Here is a 19,716-nt window from a genome sequence, read left to right as displayed (position 1 = left end):
CCGTTGTCCGATATCGAATTCCGCGGTATCAGTAAGACCTACCCGGACGGCACCCGCGCCGTCACCGACCTGGATCTGCGTATCGAATCCGGTTCGTTCACCGTGTTCGTCGGCCCGTCCGGCTGCGGCAAGACCACCTCGATGCGGATGATCAATCGCATGATCACGCCCAGCTCCGGCACGATCACCATTGCCGGACAGGATATTTCGAAGGTCGACCCGGTAAAGCTGCGGCTCGGTATCGGTTACGTGATCCAGAGCGGTGGATTGCTGCCGCACCGCACGGTCGTCGACAATGTGGCGACGGTGCCGGTGCTGCGCGGTGATTCGCGCAAGGCCGCCCGTGCGGCCGCGCTCGAAGTGCTCGACCGGGTGGGACTGGATCGGGCGCTGGCGAGCCGGTATCCGGCGCAGCTCTCCGGCGGGCAGCAGCAGCGCGTCGGGGTGGCCAGGGCGCTGGCCGCCGACCCGCCGGTGCTGTTGATGGACGAGCCGTTCAGCGCGGTCGACCCGGTGGTGCGGGCCGAGCTGCAGAGCGAAATGCAAAGGCTGCAAGCCGAATTGCAGAAGACCATCGTGTTCGTCACGCACGACATCGACGAGGCGATCACCCTCGGCGATCGGGTCGCGGTGTTCGGGCGCGGCGGGGTGCTGCAGCAGTACGACGCGCCGGATCATGTGCTGTCGCAACCGGCGACCGATTTCGTCGCCGAATTCGTCGGGCGTGATCGCGGCTATCGCGGGCTGTCCTTCCGTTCCGCGAAAGATATTCCGCTGCATACGATCCGGACCGCGACGGCGGCGGAGGTCCCGGCGCTGCGGTTGGATCGCGGCGACTGGGTGCTGATCGTGGTGGACGGCAAGCCGGCCGGTTGGATCGACGTGACCGGCGTGGAGGCGGTGCGCGGCGGGCGGTCGCTGGCCGACAGTACCGCCGCGGGTGGCTCGCTGTTCACGCCGACCGGTGATCTGCGTCAGGCGCTGGACGCCGCGATCTCCTCGCCCTCCGGAGTCGGTGTCGCCGTGGATGATTCTGGTGCGGTGCGCGGCGGCGTGCTGGCCACCGAGATCCTGCAACAGCTCGCCGACCAGCGGGCCGTCGAAGACGCCGAGCGCAACCGGCACTTCTTCGAACAGGAAGTGAGTGGCGGGGGACCGACGTGAGGTACCTGGTCGACAATTTCGCCGAGATCATGGGGTTCACCAAAACCCATCTCTACCTGGCGCTGGTGCCGCTGGCGCTCGGGCTGATCATCGCGATTCCGGTGGGCGCGTTGGTGCGTCGCGTCTCCTGGCTGCGCCGAGTGACGGTGACCACGGCGAGCCTGGCGTACACCATTCCGTCGCTGGCGCTGTTCGTGATCATCCCGCCGCTGGCCGGGATCTCCACCATCGATCCGTTGAACGTGATCATCGCGCTGACGCTGTATTCGACCGCGCTGCTGGTGATCGCGGTGCCCGCGGCGCTGGATTCGGTGTCGGCCGAGGTGATCGACGCCGCCGACGCGGTCGGGTTCAGTTCGCTGCGGCGCACGCTCACCGTCGATATGCCCCTGGCCATCCCGGTTTTCGTGTCCAGCCTGCGGGTGGTGGTGGTGACCAACATCGCGATGGTGTCGGTCGGCGCGCTGATCGGCGTCGGCGGGGTCGGCAAGCTGTTCACCCAGGGCTATCAGCGCGACTATCCCGATGAGATCGTCGCAGGCATCATCGTGATCCTGGCGCTCGCTTTGATTTTCGACCGTCTCGTCTACCTGCTCGGCCGCTGGTCTACGCCGTGGGTGCGGGCCGACGTGAGGTCAGCGAAGGCGAAAGGCGGTGCCGCATGAACCTTTTCATCGACGCCTGGCACTACCTCACCGACGGCGCGAACTGGAGCGGGCCCGCGGGCATCGAACACCGTATCGCCGAACACCTTTGGTACAGCTTCCTCACCATCGCCATTTCCGCCGCGGTCGCGCTGCCGCTCGGTCTGGTGATCGGCCACACCAAGCGCGGTGCCGCCGTGCTCGTCGGTTTCGCCAACGCCATGCGCGCGCTGCCGACGCTCGGCCTGCTCATCTTCCTGGTGCTCGGCCTCGGTCTCGGGCTGATCCCGCCGCTGCTCGCCCTTGTGACAGTGGGCATTCCGCCGCTGCTGGCCGGTGCCTACGCCGGAATCGCCAATGTCCCAGCCGATGTCGTCGACGCCTCGCGCGCCATGGGCATGACCGAGACGCAGATCTTGTTCCGCGTCGAGGTGCCCAACGCGCTGCCCATCCTGCTCACCGGGCTGCGCGGTGCCACCCTGCAGGTGGTCGCCACCGCGACCATCGCGGCCTACGTCAACCTCGGCGGCCTCGGTCGCTACATCTTCGACGGCATCAGCGTCTATCGGTACGACCGCGTCCTCGTCGGCGCGCTGCTGGTCGCGGTTCTGGCCATGGTCCTCGACGGTCTGCTGGCGTTCACGGTCTGGGCGAGCGCTCCCGGCACCGGGCGGCTGCGTCGCACCGATGCCCAGCCGGTGGCCCCTGACCTCGGCGTGCAGTCCGCCAACTGAGCTGCCGCGTAGCCCACTGCAGACCGGCCCCGACTCATGTCGGGGCCGGTTTTCTTGTGCTCGCGATCACCATTCTGCTGGCCTATCCGGTCTTGCGGCCTGATTGTTCCGCGCCGTATATTCCACGTGGAATATTAAGCATGGAGCATGGAGCATGTCGGAGGCGGGGGCTAGCGTTCGCCTCGCGGGTCGATGACTCCCGGCTCGCGCCACGACCGCGCGCGAGCGATCAGCAGGAGGTGACGGAAAATGGCGCAGCAAGCGCGTCCGGCGGTGACGGCCATGGCGATCGCTGTGCTCGCGCTGCTCGAGGAGCAGCCCATGCATCCGTACGAGATGTATCAATTGCTGATCGCGCGCCGCGAAGACGCGTTGATCAAGGTGCGCCCCGGCTCGCTATATCACACGGTGGCGCGGCTGGCCGAGCAGGAATTCGTGCGGGCCGAAGGGGTCGACCGGGCGGGAAACCGGCCCGAGCGCACCACCTACCGGATCACCGAGGCCGGGCGCGCCACGCTGCGCAACCGGATCACCGAGATCCTGCGGTATCCCGCGCCGGAGTACCCGGTGTTTCCGGTCGCGTTGGCCGAGTCGCACAACCTGCCCAAAGATGATGTGATCGCGTTGCTGGGGGAGCGGGTCGCGCATCTGGAAGCCGAACTGGCCGAAGTGGCGATGCTGATCGGCTGGGCGGGCGAGCGCAAGGTGCCACGTCGCTACGTCATCGTTCTGCCGTATCTGCACGCCATGATCGGCGCCGAGATCGCCTGGGTGAACGGCTTTCTCGCCGAATTGGCGACCGGCGACCTGGAATGGGACGACTTCGATCCGGAGACCGGCGCACGAGCCGATAGACACCACCATCACCCATGGCATAGCGAAAACCCGGACGCGCCACCACCGACGCCGCACACGAGACGGTTGGCGCACCACCATCCCGATGCCAGGCACACCCCCGTCGTTGTTCCCCCGCTGTCGGGAACATCCGAGATAGGAACACCGAATCCATGACCACTCAACGCAATCCGTGGCTGGCGCTCACCGCGCTGGTCGTCGGCTTCTTCATGATCCTGCTGGACATGACGATCGTCGCGGTCGCCAACCCGGCCATCATGACGGCCCTGCACACCGACATCTCCAAGGTGATCTGGGTGACCAGCGCCTACCTGCTCGCCTACGCGGTGCCGCTACTGGTCACCGGCAGGCTCGGTGATCGCTTCGGCCCCAAGAACATCTATCTCATCGGCCTGACCGTGTTCACCGCGGCTTCGCTGTGGTGCGGGCTGTCCGGCACCATCGGCATGCTGATCGCCGCGCGCGCCGCGCAGGGCATCGGCGCCGCGCTGATGACGCCGCAGACCATGGCGGTGATCACCCGCACCTTCCCGCCGGACAAGCGCGGCGCGGCCATGGGCCTGTGGGGTGCGGTGGCCGGTCTAGCCACGCTGGTCGGGCCGATTCTCGGCGGTGTACTGGTCGACGGCCTCAGCTGGAAGTGGATCTTCTTCGTCAACGTCCCGATCGGCATCGTCGCCTTCGCGCTCGTCGTCTGGCTGGTGCCCGCGCTGCCGACCAATCGGCACAAGTTCGATATCCCCGGTGTGCTGCTCAGTGGCGTCGGCATGTTCCTGGTGGTCTTCGGCATCCAGGAGGGCAACACCGAGGACTGGTCACTGAAGATCTGGCTGGTGATCGGCGCGGGTGTGCTCGTGCTCGCCGCGTTCGCGGTGAACCAGGCCCGCAACACCGGCGAGCCGCTGCTGCCGCTGAACCTGTTCAAGGACCGCAACTTCGCGCTGTCCAACACCGCCATCGCCGCGATGGGTGCCACGGTCACCGCGTTCATGGTGCCGTCCTACTTCTACCTGCAGGCGGTGCGGGAGATGTCGCCGACCAAGTCGGCCCTGGTGTTCGCGCCGATGGCCATCGGCACGCTCATCTTCGCGCCGTTCGTCGGCAAGTTCTCCGACCGCCTGCACCCGAGGATCCTGCCGACCATCGGCTTCGCGCTGTTCGCGGTGTCGGTGTTCTGGTTCTCCGCGCTGATGACGCCGGACTCGTCCATCGGGTGGTTCCTCGTCTCGGCGGCGCTGGCCGGCTTCGCGAACGCTTGCATCTGGGGTCCGCTCGCGACGACCGCCACGCACAACCTGCCGATCCAGCAGGCGGGCGCGGGCGCGGGTGTCTACAACACCACCCGGCAGATCGGTTCGGTCCTCGGCAGTGCGGCGATCAGCGCGCTGATCGCGGCCCGCATGTCCGCCAACGGACTCGGCGGCGGCAAGGTCGCCGAAGGTGGTGCGGGCCAAGGCCCCATCCCCGAATTCGTCAAGGACACCTTCAGCACCGCCCTCAGCCAGTCCGCCCTGCTGCCCGCAGGCATCCTGCTCGTCGGCGTCCTCGCCTCCGCCCTCTTCGTCCACCACGGCAAATCCGCCAAGGCCGGCCCGAAGGACAAGCTCGCCAAGGAGGAGTCGCTGGTCGGCTGACCCGTCGAAAACCACCGCGCCCCAAGGACCTTCGTCCGCGGGGCGCGGTGCTGTGCGCGGACCGATGACCGCAGTGTTCAACGAGTGAGGCCTGTGAGCTGACCCCAGTCGACCTCGATCCGGATCGGCATTTCTACGAAGGTCTCCACTTCGGACGGCTTCAGGAGAGCGTGCAGACGGTATTGGCCAAGTGCGTGATCGAGGACATGGATCTGGATCGACGAAACCTGGTTGTCTGCTATCCAAACAATCCAGTACCAGGGGATACCGGCGAGTGCGTATTCCGACTTCTTGGTGACGGTGTAAATCGTCGACGTAGCACCGGTTGCTACCTCGACGACGAGCTTCACCTGGTGAGCGGACAGCGGTCGCACTTCGTGAGGTGCTCGGCTGAGCAGAATGACGCTCGGTCGTCTGATGGTTGCCCGGGGTATCTCCCATAAGACAACATCGATGTCGATATACACGTCCAAGGGATCACAGTTGTGCTGGTTGATGGGTGCGACGGCGGCCGAACGGATCAAGTCGGCGATTCTGCTTACAGCCTCCTGATGAAGTCGCGTCGATGTCTCCGCACGGACGGCGTTGCCGTTCGTCACTTCGACCAGCCGACGGAACTCCTCGGGCAACGTCTGCCAAATCTCCACCATGATCGGCTCGGGCTGGAGGTTTTCCACCCGGGCCCAGTCGACTATCGCAGACATCATTCCCCCTGGCCGCTGGCGATTCATTTCGCGCGCGAGCCTACGGGCGGCACCGCTGCGGTATCTGCGATTCAGCTGACCTGGATGGTGACGGAGGGGTAGCCGGTGGCGCCGTCGGGGACTACGTCGGCGCGGTCGGCGGTTTGCACGTCGCCGGGGCCGTCGGTGCTGCGGGCGCGGATGGTGTGCTGGCCGGGGGTGGCGTCCCAGTCGTAGGTCCATTGGCGCCAGGTGTCGATGGAGAGTTCGTCGGCCAGGCGGGCGGGTTGCCAGTTGCCGTTGTCGATCTGGACCTCGACGGCGCGGACGCCGCGATGCTGGGCCCAGGCGACACCGGCGATGGTGTTGCGGCCCTGCTTGATTCGGCCGCGGACGTGCGGGGTGTCGATGCGGGTGCCGGTTTTGATCGGGCCCATGGCGGACCAGCCGCGGCGGGTCCAATAGGCGGTGGCGCGGTCGAAGCGGGTGATCTCCAGTTCGGTCACCCATTTGGTGGCGGAGACGTAACCGTAGAGGCCGGGGATCACGAGGCGGGCCGGATAGCCGTGCACGACCGGGAGCGGTTCGCCGTTCATGCCGACGGCGAGCATGGCGTCGCGGCCGTCGGTGAGGACCGACAGCGGGGTGCCCGCGGTGAAGCCGTCGGTGCTGTGCGAGAGCATCATGTCCGCGTCGGGATGCGGGCCCGCCTCGGCGAGCAGTGCGTCGAGCCGATAGCCGAGCCAGCGGGCATTGCCGATCAGGTCACCATTGATCGGATTCGACACACACGCCAGCGTGACCAGCCGCTCCAGCACCGGTCGATTCGCCAAATCCGCCCAGGTGAGCCGGATTTCGCGATCCACCATGCCGTGAATGCGCAGCGACCAGTCGTCCTTGGACAGCTGTGGCACGATCAGCGCGGTGTCGATGCGATAGAAGTCCTCGTTGGATGTCAGGTAGGGCGTCAGCCCCGGCACCCGCAGATCGGCCCCCGGTGCGATCGGCACCTCCGGCGCGGTCGGCTGGGGCAACTCCACCGCCGCACGCTCACCCGACACATCCCGGCGGCTTGTCCCGAGCAACCGCCCGCCGACTCCGGTGACAACGGCCAGACCGCCCGCCACCAGCAGACCTTGCAGTACTCGCCGCCGTTGCGGTGCCGCCGCTTCCCGCCCCACGCTGGCCGGGTCGATGGTGTCTGCGGAGATAGCACCCGCAGGGCTGGACGTTGAAATGCGAGCCGCGGATTCCTTTCCGGCGCTCTGGGTTTCGCTCGTCGGTCGGACAGCTGCGGCCTCAGTGTCGAGCCGCTCATGGGTCGTCGGCTGTCCGGTGGCGGGATCGGCCGCGATGGTGGCTTCGGGGGCGGCAGTCGTGCTCGCCGCGACAGTGGATCCTGTTCCGGTGCTGTGTGTTTCGTTCGACATCGCGGGGCGATCCGGTGATGTTGCCGAGTGCTCGGCGTCGGTGCGAGCTTTCGCGAAAGCCTGCTCGGATACCTCGACGACCTCATCGATCCGGCGGGTCAGCACCCGCAATGCATAGATGCCGACCGCGACACCGACGATGGTCGGCAGCGCACCGGACAGGCTGGTCCGACCGACCGCGACGATCGTGGCGACCACGCCGAAGATCGCGAGCATCGTCGAACCCGCTGCGCGCGAGGTGCGTTCGATCGCACCGGCCAGTCCGGCGACAACCACCGCGACCACGGCCATGCAGATGTACAGCACCGTCTTGTCGCTGGTGCCGAACGTGGTGATGGCCCATTCGCGCAGACCGTCGGGGGTGTGGTCCACCACGGTCGCGCCGAGGGCATTGAGGGGCGCGCTGTCGGGGCCGAGAAACGCCGCGAGCAGTTCCGCGACGCCGAGCGCCGCCGCTGCCGAGACGATCCCGGCCGCCACCCGCGATCGCAGATCGGCCATGAATTCGAGCGTACTGCGGTAAAGCCGCAGGAATATGACCATTTCATGACGGCCAATTGCCTGATCTTGTCGGCGGACGCCTATCCGGCGAATTCGTCGGCGAGGGTATTCCAGAACAGCAGCTCGTAGCTCTGGAAGAGGCGGGCATAGAGGTGGGCTTCGTCGCGTTTCAGCCGTCCGGAGTCGAGCCCCGCCTGAATAGCGCGCAGGGCCTGCTGTTCGATCTCGGGCACGTCGGTGGCGTAGAAATCGAAGAACGCGCAGGCCGCGTCGTCGAAGCCGTAGTGCTCGCGCATACCGGCGGCCACGTCGCGACAGTAAGCGCCGAAGGCGGCGAAATTCGCGTAGATTCCCGCCGCGACCGAGGACGATTCGCCATTCATCGCCAGCCAGGCCACATAGGCCGGATATGCCTGACATCCCGCCCGCGGCAGTTCGGTCCCCGGATCCGCCCCGGCCACGGCGAAGAGCGCCTCCAACATCACCTGCGCCTGCTGTTCACCAGGCGCGAGCATGCCGAAGAACGCGCGGGCCTCCGAGTCCGCCGCCCGCGCCGCCATCTCATGGAAACTGCGCCAATCACTCCCGGTGATCCGCCACTCCTCGGTAGCGATCGCCGCGAACACCGCCCGCGCTGCCTTCCCCGAGGCAATCAACGGAACAAGCCGATTATCCCCGTCCCGTGGCGCCAACTCACCCTGGATCTCATCGAGCAATTTCCTTGCGCCGTCAGTCATCGCTCCCCCGCCTCTCCGCGTCTTCTGGCCAGAATGTGTGCCGCGGTAGTGGCGTTGGCGGCTGGCGGTCGGCCAGCTGGCTAGGTGAGCCGGTACCCGGCGAGTTACCCATGTTCTCACGAAATCAGGCGTCTGGAGTCGAAATCGCTGTCGGGCGAAGGGAACTCGCGTGCGGCGCTCGGGACTGCGATTCAGCTGTAGATCTTGGCTACATCGTCCGCATGCTGCTTCATCACAACCGCACGCTTCAGCGACAGCTTCGGGGTGAGCTCGCCGGTCTCCTGCGTCCAGTCGATCGGCAGGATGCGGATCTTCTTGATGCCCTCGGCGTGCGAGACCTTCTTGTTGGTCTCCGCGACCGCGGCCTCGACCTCGGCGACCAGGTCCGGGTTCTCGATCAGTTTCTCGATCGGGGTGTCCTCGGGCACGTTGTGGTTCTTCTGCCAGCTGGGCAGCGCCTCCGGGTCGAGGGTGATCAGCGCGGCGACGTACGGCTGGCCGTCGCCGACCACCATCACCTGGCTGATCAGCGGGTTGGCCCGCAGCGAATCCTCGAGCAGCGCGGGCGAGACGTTCTTGCCGCCCGCGGTGACGATGAGTTCCTTCTTACGGCCGGTGATGGTGATGAACCCGTCCGCGTCGATGGCGCCGAGGTCGCCGGTCTTGAACCAGCCGTCCTGGAAGGCTTCCTTGGTGGCTTCCGGGTTGCCCCAGTAGCCGTCGAACACCACGGACCCGCGCAGCAGCAGCTCGCCGTCCTCGGCGATCTTGGCGCCGTGGCCCTCGATCGGCTGGCCCACCGAACCGACCCGGATGTTCTCCGGTGTATTCACGGTGATGGCCGCGGTGGTCTCGGTAAGCCCGTAGCCCTCGAAGATGGTGACGCCGACACCGCGGAAGAAGTGGCCCAGGCGCGCGCCGAGCGGGCCGCCGCCGGAGACCGCGGCGTCGCAGTGGCCGCCGAGCGCGGTGCGCAGCTTGCTGTAGACGAGCTTGTCGAACAGGGCGTGCTTGAGCTTGAGCACCAGCCCGGGTCCGCCGTTGTCGAGCGACTCGCTCCACGCGATGGCGGTTTCCGCGGCCGCGTCGAAGATCTTGCCCTTGCCGCCGTCGTGCGCCTTCTGCTTCGCGCTGTTGAACACCTTCTCGAATACCCGGGGCACCGAGAGGATGAAGTGCGGCTGGTAGCTGCCGAATTGGTCGACCAGGGTGGACCAGTCGGAGGTGTGCGCGACGGTGACCTTGGCGTCGAACGCGACCAGCGCGACCGCGCGCGCGAAGACGTGCGCCAGCGGCAGGAACATCAGCGTCCGCTTGCCCGGCCGGATGAACGTGCCCAGGGCGATCTGGTCCGACCGGGATTCGGCGTACAGGTTGGCGTGCGAGAGCATGACGCCCTTGGGGCGCCCGGTGGTGCCGGAGGTGTAGATCAGGGTGGCGGGCGAGTCCGCGTTGACCTGCTTGCGCCGGTCGTGCACGGCCTGGTCGGCCACGTCGGAGCCGCGGCCGATCAGCTCGTCGACGACGCCCTTGTCGATCTGCAGGGTCTCCTTCAGATCCGTCAGCGCGGTCGCGTCGATCTCATCGATGATCGCGCGGTGCTTGTCGCTGTCCACGAACAGCAGCTTGGTGGCGGAGTCCTGCAGGATCCACTTGGCCTGCTCGGCGGCCGAGCTGTCGTAGATCGCGACGGTGCAGCCGCCGACGGCCCAGATGGCGAAGTCGAGCACGGCCCACTCGTAGCGGGTGGGGGCCATGATGGCGACGCGGTCGCCGAGTTCGATGCCCGAGGCGATCAGTCCCTTGGCCACGCCGGTGACGGTCTTCGCGAACTCCGCGGCCGTCACGTCCCGCCAGCCACCACTGCCGTTCGGCACGTTGAACAACACCGCTTCGGGCGACTGCTCGGCGTGCCGGAAGACGTTGTCGGAATTGTTCGCGTCTTCCGGAATGGTGTAGGAAGCCGGGACTTCGAACTCTCGCATCAGTGCCCTTCCACGTGGGTTTACTCGCCAGTAATCTACGACACCTGGATCAGGGCCGTGAGGTCGACCACCAGAAACGGATCCGTGCGTAACACCCGAGTACGGACCCGCTTCCCAACTATCCTAAGTCCCGGATATCGACCGGCTGAATCGCTTCCCGCAGGAACGCGGCCAGTTCGCTGAGTGCCGCGGCGGCCGGGGCGACCAGCGCGGCTTGCAGTTGCGCGACATGCCACAAACCCTTGGTCTCGGTGAATCGGACGTGCACGCCCGCCGTACGCAGCGCAGTCACCAGATCACCGCATTGCCCGTGCAGCAACTCGTCGACATCGACCTGGACATAGGTTGGCGGCAGCCCGACCAATTCGCCGGTGAGTGGCGCGTAACCAGGATCACTCGAATCCCCGCCGCCGAGGTAGGCCGCGGCGCACGCGCGCGACCACAACCGGTTGATCACCAGGTCGCCGGCGCGTTCCGGGATCTGGTTCGGATCGGTCCACGGCGCGATCAGGCCGAGCGCGGCCGGGGTGTGCCCGTGCCGCGCGATCAGCCGCTGCGCGGTGGCCAGCGACAGACCACCACCCGCCGAATCGCCGGAGAGGGCGATCTGGTCGGGTCGGTAGCCCGCGCTTTCGACCAGCTCCAGGAACGCGGCCTCGGCGTCGTCGAGCGCGGCCGGGAACGGGTGCTCCGGGGCCAGTCGGTAGTCGAGAACGTAGACGGTGGAACCGGTTTCGTGCGCCAGCCGCGCCGCGAGGGACCGGTGCGTGGCCGGCGAGCCGACCGCGTACCCGCCGCCGTGCAGATAGAGCACCGCACCGTTGGGCGTCGCCGTGGCGGTGATCCGCTCGGCGGGCCTGCCGCCCAGCCGAATCCGATCGATGGTGGTGCCCGCGGGCACCAGTTGCGCGGCCGAGCCGACCTCGAGCAGCAAGCGCTGCATCCACCACGGCGCCCGCTTGTTCAGCGTGACGCGGAAGATCGGATGCAGCACCGCTCGTGCGACGGGCAGCGGAAGATTGATGTCCCGCATGGTTATAGAACTCGAATCAGGGTAGGAACGGACGGTTCACGACGGCGGCGATGCGCTGGTAGCCGGAGGCGGTGACGCGGACGAACACGTCGAGCAGCTTGGCCTCCCAGCCGATCAGCACGCGCCCGTGGCCCTTGCGCACGCCTTCGGTGATGGTCTGCGCGGCCATCTCCGGGGTGTGCATGGCCAGCTTCGCGTCGAACATCGAGGCGGCCTTCTTGCCGTCGATGCCCTCGGCCCAGGTGGCGTTGCGCGCGACGGCGGTCTTGATGCCGCCGGGGTGCACGCAGGTGACCTTGACCTTGTGCTTGCCGACCAGCATCTCCTGGCGCAGCGACTCGGTGAACCCGCGCACCGCGAATTTGGCCGCGTTGTAGGCACTTTGGCCGGGCACCGCGATCAGGCCGAACAGGCTGGACACGTTGACCACGTGCCCGTCGCCGGATTCGATGAGGTACGGCAGGAACGCCTTGGTGCCGTTGACGACACCCCAGAAGTCGACGTCCATGATGCGCTCGATGTCCTTGAACTCGGACTTGATCACATCACCGTGGTAGGCGATACCGGCGTTGTTGTAGATCTGGTGCACCTTGCCGAAATGGGCCTTGACCGCGTCGGCATAGAGCAGCACGGCCTCGCGCTCGGCCACGTTGATCCGGTCGGACTTGACCTCGGCGCCGAGGGTTTCGCAGCGCCGCACGGTCTCGGCCAGACCCTCGGTGTCGATATCGGACAGCGCCAGCTTCGCGCCGCGCTTGGCCAGGTTCTCGGCGAGTGCGCGACCGATGCCGGAGCCGGCTCCGGTGATCACACAGACTTTGTCTTTGAAGTAAGCATCATTGCTCACTGTGCAGCCCCTACTTTCAGGTCGGATCGGGTGGTCTTGTACGCGTCGACGTCGAATGACTTTGTGAGCCTACGAAATTCGAAGGTGAAGTCGGGCCACAGCGTGGTGTTGTTGCCGTGCTTGTCCAGGTACCAGCTGGCGCAGCCGCCGTTGAGCCAGACGCTCTTGCTCAGTTTGCGCTGCAGGTCCACATTGAACTCGTCCTGCACGTCCCGGCGCACTTCGACCGTCTCCAAGCCGAGCTTGTCGACCGTGGCGAGCGCGTCCGCGACGTAGTTGAGCTGCGATTCGATCATGTAGACCATCGAGGTGTGGCCGAGGCCGACGTTGGGGCCGAGCAGGAAGAACATATTGGGGAAGTTGGCGATGGACGCGCCCTTGTAGGCCTGCTGACCGATCTCGTCGAAGACCTCGCTCAGCGTGCGTCCGTCGCGGCCCGCGATGGTGTCGTAGGTCGGCGAATCGGTGACGTGGAAGCCGGTAGCCACGATGAGCGCGTCGATCTCACGCTCGGTGCCGTCCTGGGTGACGATCGAGTTCGCGCGCACCTCGGCGATGCCGTCGGTGACCACGTCCACGTTGTCGCGGCTGAGTGCCGGGTAGTAGTTGTTCGAGATCAGCATGCGCTTGCAGCCGATCCGGAAGTTCGGCGTCACCTTGGCGCGCAGCTCGGGATCGCGGACCTCGGCCAGCAGCTTGGCCCTGGCGATCAGCTCGAACGCCTGCATCAGCGGGGGGAACTTGGCGAGGCCGACGACCTGGGTCTCGCGCGCCGCGTAGATGGCCGCGCGGGACAGGCGCTGGAAGCCGGGCACGTGCTTGAAGGCGAGCCGCTCGACCTTGGTGTACGGGCGGTCCATCCGGGGGAGCAGCCACGGCGCGGTGCGCTGGTAGACGTCGAGGTGGGCGACCTTGTCCGCGATGGCGGGCACGATCTGGATGGACGACGCGCCGGTGCCGATGATCGCGACCCGCTTGCCGGTCAGGTCGGCGTCGTGGTTCCAGCGGGCCGAGTGGAACAGCTCGCCTTGGAAGTCGTTGATGCCCTTGATATCCGGCAGCGCGGGCTCGCACAGCGCACCGACCGCGGAGACCAGCGTGTCGGCGACGAAGCTGCCCTTGGACGACTCGATCTGCCAGGTGACGGTTTCGTTGTTCCAGCGTGCGCTGGTCACGTCGCAGTCGAAGATATGGTTGTCGCGCACGTTGTACTTCTTCGCCACGCCCTGGATGTACTGCTGGATCTCGCCTTGACGGGAGAACGAGCGGGACCAGTCCGGGTTGAGTGCGAAGGAATAGGAGTACAGGTGCGAGGGGACGTCGCAGGCCGCGCCGGGGTAGGTGTTGTCGCGCCAGGTGCCGCCGACATCGCTGCCGCGCTCTAGTACGAGGTAATCGTTGTGCCCCTGCTGGCTGAGCCGAATGGCTAGGCCGAGCCCGGAGAACCCGCCGCCGATGATGATTGTCTTGACACGGCGAACGGGCCGGTCGCCGACAGCTTTGTCTGTAACCTTGCGACTCATGTATCCGAGCGTAGAGGCTTATTGAGCATCAGTCAACAGTATTGAATCACGTTCAGTAGGATGTCGGTGTGAGTACCAGTCGTTCCGGTTCGGGAGAGACCAAGCGTGTCCGGCTCAGCCCGGACGAACGCCGCCTGCAACTGATCACCCTGGGGGCCGAGATGCTCGCCGAGCGCGCGCTCCAGGACGTCTCCGTCGACGACATCGCCAAAGAGGCCGGCATCTCGCGCGGCCTGCTGTTCCACTACTTCGCCTCGGTGAACGAGTTCCACGAGGCCATCGCGCGACACGTCAGCGCGGAATTCCTGACCGCGACCGCCCCCGATCGCAGCCTCGGTCTGTTCGACATGCTCCGCGACTCCGTCGAGCGCTATGTCGACTACGTCGAGCAGAACCGCGCGTCCTATCACGCGATCCTGCGCGGACCGTCGAGCTACAACCCGGGCATGGTCACCTATGTGAACGAATCCCGCAGTGCGATCGCCGAACTCGTGCTCGCCGAGGTGCCGATTCCGCCGGATGACCCCGACCGGCCGCGGCTCTCGCTCGCGGTGCGCGGGTGGATTGCCTTCGTGGAGGAGACGATTCTCACCTGGCTGAGCGAAAAGCCGGTTACCCGAACGCAACTCATCGACTTGCTGGTGGAATCGCTGCCCGCCCTCGCGCTGAGCCCGGCGCTGGCCGAAGCCTTGCGCGGCTGAACGGTACGACGAAAAAGCCCGCCCCCACCGGGTTCGGTGGGGGCGGGCTCTTGTCGACCGGTGCATCGCCCGGTCGGTTGATCGTTACTGCAGGACCTGCGGGATCACCTGCGGGGCAGTCGCACCGAGGATCGCGCCGATCACCGCGGCGAACACGACGTAGCTGATGCCGCTGGCGATGATGCAGGCGAAGTAGCCCACGATGAAGACGATCAGTGCGGGGATGCACAGGACCGCGGCGATGCCGAGGCCGACCAGGGCGCCGGCCGCGAGGCCGTTGGCAACCGGGTCGTGGTTCTGCGCGTCCGGGTTGGTCGCGATGGGCTTCAGGTCACCGGTGGCGGTGGCCTTGTTCAGCTCGGCAGCGACCTCCGGGGTCACCTGCGGGGTGACGACCAGCGTCTTCCCGTCCGGGGAAATCTGCGGCGCCAGCGCGATCGTGTTGCCCGCCACCGTCTTCATCGACATCGGGAACTCGGTGACCTTCGCGCCGGTGGCCGATTCCACCTTCACCGCCGACGAATCCGCGGTCAGCGTGAACTTGCCACTGTTCAGCACAGTGGAGATCGACTTCAGGTCCGCAGACGTGGTGGTCTTGTATTCGACGCCCTGCTCGGCACCCTGGGCCGTCAGGCTGTCGGCCCACCGAGCCTGCTGGTCCGCCAGTTCGGTCGCGGACGAGGTGCCCGCGCTGGCGAGGGTTGCCACTACCGCGAAGGGCAGCACGACCGTGAGGATGTTGCGGCCTGCGCGCATGACAGTCTTATGGAACATTTAGGCTTTCTCTCCCGCCCCCGATCGCTTTGGAACGCCTTGTCCCCCAGACGAATCGAAGCGTTGGTATTGATCGACAGAGATATTCATATCCGACGATCCTTCGAAATCCGGAATAATGTGACCAGCGCCACGTTCGGTTCGGCGAAAGGCCCCTATTTCTTGGGGCTTACCGGCATCGGTTAACCGAGGTCAACGCAAACGGTGGCGCGAATTGATTGCTTCCACGTGGCGAGACCACTGCGCGAACCGTCAAATCGAGGGTTTCATATCGGGGTATGACGAAAGGGTCGACCGCACCGATTCCGTTGTGGCGAGCCCTTTTTCGATCGGGTGAATCGCCCGGTCAGCTGATCATCGGGGGATCATAAGCTGATCATCAGTCGATCATCAGGGGAAGGATCCGAGGGGGCAGGTCGGGGAGTGCTGTGCCGACAATCGCGCCGATCACGGCGGCCATCAATATTCAACAGTATCGAATTACCCCGTACATATCCGACGGTTCCGGTAACCCGTAGCAATATACCGAGTGTCCTAGTTCTTCGAACCCGCCACCGAAACGCCGGACGCCGGATCGAATCCGCCACTGCGAGGAGCGGATTCGACCCGGCGTCCGGCGTTGGGCCAGCCGACTAGCTGGTCGGCTCGAAAGCTTCGGCGACGATCTCCGCCTGCTCCACCGCGTGCACCTTGCTCGACCCCGAGGAGGGGGCGGACATGGCGCGGCGGGAGATGCGGCGCAGCTTGCCGAGGCGGTCGGGCAGGACCTCGGGGAGGTTGAGGCCGAAGAAGGGCCAGGCGCCCTGGTTGGCCGGTTCCTCCTGGACCCACGCGATATCGGTCGCGTTGGGGTAGCGGTCGAGCGACTCGTTCAAGCGGTAGGTGGGCAGCGGGTAGAGCTGCTCGATCCGCACGATCGCGACGTCCTCACGCTTCTGCTTGGCCTTTTCGGCGGCGAGCTCGTAATAGAGCTTGCCGCTGGTCATCAGGACCCGCTTGACCTTGCTGCGGTCGCCGATGCCCTGCTCGTAGGAGGGCTCGTCGAACACCGAGCGGAACTTGCTCTCGGTGAAGTCCTTCAGATCCGACACGACGGCCTTGTTGCGCAGCATCGACTTCGGGGTGAAGACGATCATCGGGCGGCGGATACCGTCCAGTGCGTGGCGGCGCAGCAGGTGGAAGTAGTTCGCCGGGGTGGACGGCACGGCGACCGTCATCGAGCCCTCGGCGCACAACTGCAGGAAGCGCTCGATGCGACCGGAAGTGTGGTCCGGACCCTGACCCTCGTGACCGTGCGGCAGCAGCAGCACGACGTCGGAGAGCTGGCCCCACTTGGCCTCACCGGAGGAGATGAACTCGTCGATGATGGACTGCGCGCCGTTGACGAAGTCACCGAACTGCGCCTCCCACAACACAAGTGCGCTCGGGTTGCCCAGCGAGTAGCCGTATTCGAAACCGACGGCGGCGTATTCGCTCAGCGCCGAATCGTGCACCGCGAACCAACCGGGGTTGGCGCTGCCGATGTTGTGCAGCGGGGTGTACTCCTCGGCCGTCTTGCGGTCGATGATCACCGAGTGCCGCTGAGTGAAGGTGCCGCGGCGCGAGTCCTGACCGGTCAGGCGCACCGCGCGCCCCTCGTCGATCAGCGTGCCGAAGGCCATCAGCTCGGCGAAGGCCCAGTCGACCTTGCCCTCGTAGGCCATCTCGCGGCGCTTCTCCAGCACCGGCTTGACGCGCGGATGCACGTTGAAGCCGTCGGGCACGTTCAGGAAGGCGTCGCCGATCCGCTGCAGCACCGCCTTGTCCACGGCCGTCTGCACGGTGGTCGGCACCTTCTGGTCGTCCTCGACGGACTCGCTCGGCTCCGGCGTGTACTTCTCCAGCTCGCGGACCTCGTTGAACACCCGCTCCAGCTGACCCTGGTAGTCGCGCAGCGCGTCCTCGGCCTCTTTCAGCGAGATGTCGCCACGGCCGATCAGGCTCTCGGTGTAGGCCTTACGCACCGAACGCTTGGTGTCGATGACGTCGTACATCGACGGCTGGGTCATCGACGGGTCGTCGCCCTCGTTGTGGCCACGGCGCCGGTAGCAGACCATGTCGATCACGACGTCTTTGCGGAACTTCTGCCGGAAGTCGACCGCGAGGCGGGCCACCCAGTCGCAGGCTTCCGGGTCGTCGCCGTTCACGTGGAAGATCGGCGCGCCGATGAACTTCGCGATGTCGGTGGAGTATTCGGTGGAGCGGCTGTTCTCCGGCGAGGTGGTGAAGCCGATCTGGTTGTTCACCACGATGTGGATGGTGCCGCCGACGCGGTAGCCGCGCAGACCCGACATGTTCAGCGTCTCGGCGACCACACCCTGACCCGCGAACGCGGCGTCACCGTGCAGCATGAGCGGCATGACCGAGTAGCCCTCGGGGCCGTCGCCCTTGTCCAGCAGGTCCTGCTTGGCGCGGACCAGGCCCTCGAGAACCGGGTCGACCGCCTCCAGGTGCGAGGGGTTCGCGGTGAGCGAGACCTCGATCTCGTTGTCACCGAACATCTGCAGGTAGGTGCCGTGCGCGCCGAGGTGGTACTTCACGTCGCCGGAGCCGTGCGCACCGGCCGGGTTCATGTTGCCCTCGAACTCGGTGAAGATCTTCGAGTACGGCTTGCCGACGATGTTGGCGAGCACGTTCAGCCTGCCGCGGTGCGGCATGCCGATGATGACCTCGTCGAGCGAGTGCTCGGCGCACTGGTCGATGGTCGCGTCCATCATCGGAATGACGGCCTCGGCGCCTTCCAGCGAGAAGCGCTTCTGCCCGACGTACTTGGTCTGCAGGAAGGTCTCGAAGGCCTCCGCCGCGTTCAACCGGTTCAGGATGTACTTCTGCTGGGCGACAGTCGGTTTGACGTGCTTCTGCTCGACCCGCTCCTGGATCCACTGCAGCTGCTCGGTCTCCAGGATGTGGGTGTACTCCACACCGACGTGCCGGCAGTAGGCGTCACGCAGGACCGAAAGGACCTCGCGCAGCTTCATCTGCTCCTGGCCGTGGAAGCCGCCGACATTGAAGGTGCGGTCCAGGTCCCAGAGGGTCAGCCCGTGCTGGGTGACGTCGAGGTCGGGGTGGCTGCGGAACTTGTCCTTGACCAGCCGCAGCGGGTCGGTGTCGGCCATCAGGTGGCCGCGGTTGCGGTAGGCCGCGATCATCTCGAGCACGCGGGTGCTCTTGTCGACGCCGCGTTCGCGAATGTCCTTGCGCCAGCGCACCGGCTCGTACGGCACGCCCAGGCCGTGGAAGATCTCGTCGTAGAACTCGTCGGAGATCAGCAACTGGTGGATGGTGCGCAGGAAGTCACCGGACTCCGCACCCTGGATGATGCGGTGGTCGTAGGTGGAGGTGAGCGTTATCAGCTTGCCGACACCGATATCGGCGATGCGCTCGTCGCTCATGCCCTGGAACTCGGCCGGGAACTCCATCGCGCCTGCGCCGATGATGGCGCCCTGACCCGGCATGAGGCGGGGCACCGAGTGCACGGTGCCGATGGTGCCCGGGTTGGTCAGCGAAATGGTGACACCGGCGAAGTCGTCAGCGGTCAGCTTGCCGTCGCGGGCACGTCGGACGACGTCCTCGTAGGCGGTGTGGAACTGACCGAAGGTCATCTCCTCGGTGCCCTTGATGGCCGCGACGACCAGCGAACGGCTGCCGTCTTTACCGGGCAGGTCGATGGCGAGGCCGAGGTTGGTGTGCGCGGGGGTGATCGCGTTCGGCTTCCCGTCGATCTCGGCGAAGTGCCGGTTCATGTTCGGGAACGCGTTGACGGCCTTCACGATCGCGAAGCCGAGCAGGTGGGTGAACGAGATCTTGCCACCACGGGTGCGGGCCAGGTGGTTGTTGATGACCAGACGGTTGTCGATCATCAGCTTGGCCGGGATGGCGCGCACGCTGGTCGCGGTCGGGATGGTCAGCGACGCGGCCATGTTCTTGGCCACCGCGGCGGCGGCGCCACGCAGCACCTTGGTCTCGTCGGTCTTGTCGGTCTTCGGGCCACCGGAGGTGGGCGCCGCGTTGGAGGTGGGCGCCGGGGTGGTCTGCGGCGTGCGCGCGGTGGCCTTCGCCGGTGCCGCGGCCTTGGCCGGTGCGGCCGCGGGTGCGGCGGCCTTGGGGGCCGAGTTCGCCCTGGGGGCCGAGTTCACCGACGCGGGTGCCGGAGCCGGGGTCGGCGCCTGCGCGGGTGCGGCTACGGCCGGGGCGGCCGAGCTGTTACCGGAATCACCCGTGGCTTCGGGCGTGTAATCGGCGAGGAACTCGTGCCAACTCTCATCGACCGAAGATGGATCTTGCTTGAACTTCTGATACATCTCATCGACTAGCCACTGGTTCTGTCCGAACTGGGAAGTTGAGCTGCTCACAGCAGGTGTTCGCCTCATTTCGTTCTTCGCGCTGCGACGTTTGTGACGTGCCCGGCACGGGGATCAGCGGAATCGCGCCG

Annotated in this window: 15 protein-coding genes; 6 read left to right on the top strand and 9 right to left on the bottom strand. The window is 66.2% G+C overall.

Annotated elements, in window-relative coordinates; all coding sequences use genetic code 11:
* Positions 1-3 precede the first annotated feature (3 nt).
* The 5 genes from ABZ942_RS12020 to ABZ942_RS12000 all read left to right on the top strand — a co-directional run bounded on the left by ABZ942_RS12020 (position 4) and on the right by ABZ942_RS12000 (position 5,031).
* Positions 4-1,164 (top strand): ATP-binding cassette domain-containing protein, encoded by a 1,161-nt coding sequence (locus ABZ942_RS12020; protein WP_357380995.1) that lies wholly within the window; start codon positions 4-6, stop codon positions 1,162-1,164.
* Positions 1,161-1,829: an ABC transporter permease gene (locus tag ABZ942_RS12015; protein WP_357380993.1), complete on the top strand. Its 669-nt coding sequence runs from the start codon at positions 1,161-1,163 to the stop codon at positions 1,827-1,829. The genes ABZ942_RS12020 and ABZ942_RS12015 overlap by 4 nt, the downstream gene beginning before the upstream one ends.
* Positions 1,826-2,542, top strand: a complete 717-nt coding sequence (locus ABZ942_RS12010) for an ABC transporter permease (RefSeq protein WP_357380991.1) — start codon at positions 1,826-1,828, stop codon at positions 2,540-2,542. The genes ABZ942_RS12015 and ABZ942_RS12010 overlap by 4 nt, the downstream gene beginning before the upstream one ends.
* A 249-nt stretch (positions 2,543-2,791) precedes the next feature.
* Positions 2,792-3,553, top strand: coding sequence for a PadR family transcriptional regulator (locus ABZ942_RS12005; protein ID WP_357380989.1), 762 nt, complete (start codon positions 2,792-2,794; stop codon positions 3,551-3,553).
* The gene (locus ABZ942_RS12000) at positions 3,550-5,031 is read left to right on the top strand and encodes a DHA2 family efflux MFS transporter permease subunit (protein ID WP_357380987.1); all 1,482 of its coding nucleotides are present in this window, start codon (positions 3,550-3,552) and stop codon (positions 5,029-5,031) included. Before ABZ942_RS12005 ends, ABZ942_RS12000 begins: the two co-directional genes overlap by 4 nt.
* 77 nt (positions 5,032-5,108) lie before the next feature.
* On the opposite strand, the gene ABZ942_RS11995 is transcribed toward ABZ942_RS12000, so the two are convergent.
* The 7 genes from ABZ942_RS11995 to ABZ942_RS11965 all read right to left on the bottom strand — a co-directional run bounded on the left by ABZ942_RS11995 (position 5,109) and on the right by ABZ942_RS11965 (position 13,770).
* The gene (locus tag ABZ942_RS11995; protein WP_357380985.1) at positions 5,109-5,735 is read right to left on the bottom strand and encodes a Uma2 family endonuclease; all 627 of its coding nucleotides are present in this window, start codon (positions 5,733-5,735) and stop codon (positions 5,109-5,111) included.
* Between the two features lie 71 nt (positions 5,736-5,806).
* Positions 5,807-7,645: a molybdopterin-dependent oxidoreductase gene (locus tag ABZ942_RS11990; RefSeq protein WP_357380983.1), complete on the bottom strand. Its 1,839-nt coding sequence runs from the start codon at positions 7,643-7,645 to the stop codon at positions 5,807-5,809.
* Between the two features lie 80 nt (positions 7,646-7,725).
* On the bottom strand, positions 7,726-8,382 hold the full coding sequence (locus ABZ942_RS11985; RefSeq protein ID WP_357380981.1) for a hypothetical protein: 657 nt from the start codon (positions 8,380-8,382) through the stop codon (positions 7,726-7,728).
* A gap of 191 nt (positions 8,383-8,573) precedes the next feature.
* Positions 8,574-10,367, bottom strand: coding sequence for a long-chain fatty acid--CoA ligase (locus tag ABZ942_RS11980; protein WP_357380980.1), 1,794 nt, complete (start codon positions 10,365-10,367; stop codon positions 8,574-8,576).
* A 118-nt stretch (positions 10,368-10,485) separates the two neighbouring features.
* Entirely contained in the window at positions 10,486-11,400 is a 915-nt protein-coding gene (locus ABZ942_RS11975) for an alpha/beta hydrolase (protein WP_357380978.1), read from the bottom strand.
* Between the two features lie 16 nt (positions 11,401-11,416).
* On the bottom strand, positions 11,417-12,247 hold the full coding sequence (locus ABZ942_RS11970) for an SDR family oxidoreductase (protein ID WP_357380976.1): 831 nt from the start codon (positions 12,245-12,247) through the stop codon (positions 11,417-11,419).
* Entirely contained in the window at positions 12,244-13,770 is a 1,527-nt protein-coding gene (locus ABZ942_RS11965; protein WP_357380974.1) for an NAD(P)/FAD-dependent oxidoreductase, read from the bottom strand. Before ABZ942_RS11965 ends, ABZ942_RS11970 begins: the two co-directional genes overlap by 4 nt.
* 68 nt (positions 13,771-13,838) lie before the next feature.
* Between ABZ942_RS11965 and ABZ942_RS11960 the strand changes: the two genes are divergently transcribed.
* Positions 13,839-14,471, top strand: coding sequence for a TetR/AcrR family transcriptional regulator (locus tag ABZ942_RS11960; RefSeq protein ID WP_357380972.1), 633 nt, complete (start codon positions 13,839-13,841; stop codon positions 14,469-14,471).
* A gap of 84 nt (positions 14,472-14,555) precedes the next feature.
* Here ABZ942_RS11960 and ABZ942_RS11955 read toward each other — a convergent pair whose 3' ends face one another.
* Both ABZ942_RS11955 and ABZ942_RS11950 read right to left on the bottom strand, forming a co-directional pair.
* Positions 14,556-15,245, bottom strand: coding sequence for a hypothetical protein (locus ABZ942_RS11955; protein WP_357380970.1), 690 nt, complete (start codon positions 15,243-15,245; stop codon positions 14,556-14,558).
* A 632-nt stretch (positions 15,246-15,877) separates the two neighbouring features.
* Positions 15,878-19,654, bottom strand: coding sequence for a multifunctional oxoglutarate decarboxylase/oxoglutarate dehydrogenase thiamine pyrophosphate-binding subunit/dihydrolipoyllysine-residue succinyltransferase subunit (locus tag ABZ942_RS11950; protein WP_357380968.1), 3,777 nt, complete (start codon positions 19,652-19,654; stop codon positions 15,878-15,880).
* Between the last annotated feature and the right edge of the window lie 62 nt (positions 19,655-19,716).

The organism is Nocardia sp. NPDC046473, assembly GCF_040645995.1.
Taxonomy (GTDB): Bacteria; Actinomycetota; Actinomycetes; order Mycobacteriales; family Mycobacteriaceae; genus Nocardia.
Note: the sequence above shows the minus strand (reverse complement) of the source record. Positions and strands in the feature narration are given on the sequence as shown.